The 2,434-nt window shown below is 73.2% G+C and carries 2 protein-coding genes and 1 pseudogene; all 3 read right to left on the bottom strand.

Going from position 1 to position 2,434, the window contains the following annotated elements:
• The coding region (locus tag CCN33_RS30190) for an NAD(P)-binding protein (protein WP_167387986.1) at positions 1-796 on the bottom strand (796 nt) is incomplete at its 3' end.
• Positions 797-883: 87 nt separating this feature from the next.
• Complete coding sequence (locus CCN33_RS30195) at positions 884-1,555, bottom strand: TetR/AcrR family transcriptional regulator (RefSeq protein WP_086696478.1); 672 nt, start codon at positions 1,553-1,555, stop codon at positions 884-886.
• 162 nt (positions 1,556-1,717) lie between these two features.
• A pseudogene (locus CCN33_RS30200) lies at positions 1,718-2,371 on the bottom strand (HAD family hydrolase); the annotation flags it as partial.
• Between the last annotated feature and the right edge of the window lie 63 nt (positions 2,372-2,434).

The following is a 2,434-nucleotide window of genomic DNA, read 5'->3' on the forward strand; positions in this document are numbered from 1 at the left end:
GGATCGTCCGGTCGGTGTCCGGGGGAGAGACGGCGGCCCAGTCGCGCAGCACCTCGGCGTTACGCCGCTGGGGGGCCGGCAGCGCCGAGAGGTCCACGAAGCCGGGGTCCAGCGCCAGCTCCCCCGGGTCGACCGAGACCCCGACGCCCGGCAGATGGCCCAGCTCCCTCAGTTCCTTGGTGGTGAACCGCGCCTGCGTGGGCCCGCGCCGCCCGGCCATCAGCACCTCGCCGACCCCGCCCCCGGTCAGCACCTCCAACGCCGCCTGCGGCATGTCCGTCCCGTGCAGCTCGGCCGCGCCGCGCATCAGCATCCGCGTCACGTCGACGGCCACATTGCCGACCCCGATCACCACCGCCGAGCGCACCTCGCGCAGGAAACCCTCGTCGGCCGCGTCCGGATGCGCGCTGTACCAGGAGACGAACTCCGAAGCCGACCAGCTCCCCGGAAGCTCCTCGCCCGGAATGCCCAGCGGGCGGCCCGCCGCCGCGCCCACGCAGTACACCACCGCGTGGTACAGCTCCCGCAGGCACTCCACCGGCACCCCGTCCGGACCGCCGACCCCGACCCCGACCCCGCCCAGGAACCGGACCCGGTCGTGCTCCAGCACCGTCCGGAGGCTGCCCTGGAGCGACGTGATCTTCTCGTGGTCCGGGGCGACGCCGTAGCGCACCAGCCCGAAGGGGGCCGGCAGCCGGTCCAGCACGTCCACGTGCACGCCGGGGTGGCGCTCCACCAGGTTCTGCGCGGTGTAGCACCCGCTCGGTCCGGAGCCGACGACGGCGACCCGCAGCACGGTGTACTCCTCACGCCGGGGGCATCGGGTGACAGCCCTGACGGCTCCAGCATGGCACCGCGCGGCGTGGTCGGCAGGGAGGGCGCGCTACGCGCCTTCGTCCGGATGCTTCTCCGTGGCGAAGAAGCGGGACAGGTCGCCCCGGCGCGGCTCGGCGTCCGTGCCGCCGCCCGGTGGCCGGCCCAGCTCCCCGTCGAGGCCGTAACGCTCGAACAGCTCGGCTCGCAGGACGGGGATCGGCATGGGCACCCCCGGCACCAGTGCGGCGTACACCGCGCCCATCAGCAGCGCGCGGAGCATCGGGTAGCCGGCGGTGACGTCGGCGGCGCCGCCGCGGGCGATCGTGTCGCCGAGGAGTTCGGAGAGGCGCTGCTGCTCCGGGCACTGCACGAAGCCCTCCTCGTGCAGCAGGCCCGCCATGTGCTGGCGCATGAGCACCGGATGCTCCCGCGCCAGGCCCAGGATCGCGTCGATCGCACGGGCCAGCCGCTCCCGCCCGTCCTCGGTGCGCGGTTCCCGCTCCAGCGCCTCCTCCAGCGTGCGGTGCATCAGCCGGTGCACGGCGGACTGCACCAGCCGACGCTTGCCGGGGAAGTAGTACGAGACCAGTCCGCGGGCCGATCCGGCGCGGTCCGCGATGTCGCCGAGGGTCGTCGCCTCGAACCCGCGCTCGTCCACCAGTTCGACCGCGGCCTGCAGGAGCCGCTCGCGGGAACGCCGCCGCAGCTCTTCATTGACCGAGGCGCTGCGCGGGGACATTGTCGAACTCCTGCGTTGACTGGCTGTCAGCCAACTATACTCAAGGCATGAGGCACCGCATGCGCGGGGCCTTTTCAGGGCTGCCGTTCGTCTGAGCGCCGCGGGGGAGCGCCTCAGACGGGCGGCAGTTCCGCGTTTGTCGCCAGATCCAGCACGGGGAGCAGGGCGTTCGTGCACGGGCAGATGATCCACAAAGTGCACCTGGCAGCCGAGCGCGGCGGCCCCGCCGTCCGCGGCCCTGCTGTCGCCGACCATCAGCGTGTGCCCGGGTTCCACCCCCAACTCCGCGCAGGCGGCGGCGAACAGCCGGGGATCCGGCTTGCGTACGCCGTGCTCGTAGGAGAGCACGTACGCGTCCACGTACGTGTCGAGCCCGTACCGCCGGAAGACCGGGCGCAGGTCCCAGCCGATGTTGCTGACGATGCCGACGGCGATTCCGCGTCGGCACAGTTCTTCGAGGACTTGGCCCGCGTCGGGGTACGGGGTCCATGCGGCGGGGGTCACGGCGCGGTCGTACAGCGCGTCATGGAGGGCGTCCGCGGGCAAGGGCACCTGCCGGGAGAGGCCGGTGTACGCGGCTCGGTGCGACGTGGCGTCGAGGTCCCGCTCGTCCCAGGCCGCTGCCAACTCCTCCGGGACGGTGGTCGGTTCGGCACCGCCGGGGAGCGCGCCCGCGATCTCCAACGCGGCTGCCGCTTCGAGGAGTCGGGGCTCCTCCATCCTGGTGCCGGTCGCCGCCAGGGTGGCGCGGAGCCAGGACTCGGTGGACTCCGTGCGGCACAGCGTGCCCGAGAAGTCGAACAACACAGCGGTCATGGGCGGACCTTACTCCCGCGCCCGCGCACCCGTACGGCACCGGCCACCACCACCGCGCCGTCG

It is taken from the genome of Streptomyces recifensis, from assembly GCF_002154615.1.
Classification (GTDB): Bacteria; Actinomycetota; Actinomycetes; order Streptomycetales; family Streptomycetaceae; genus Streptomyces; species Streptomyces griseoluteus.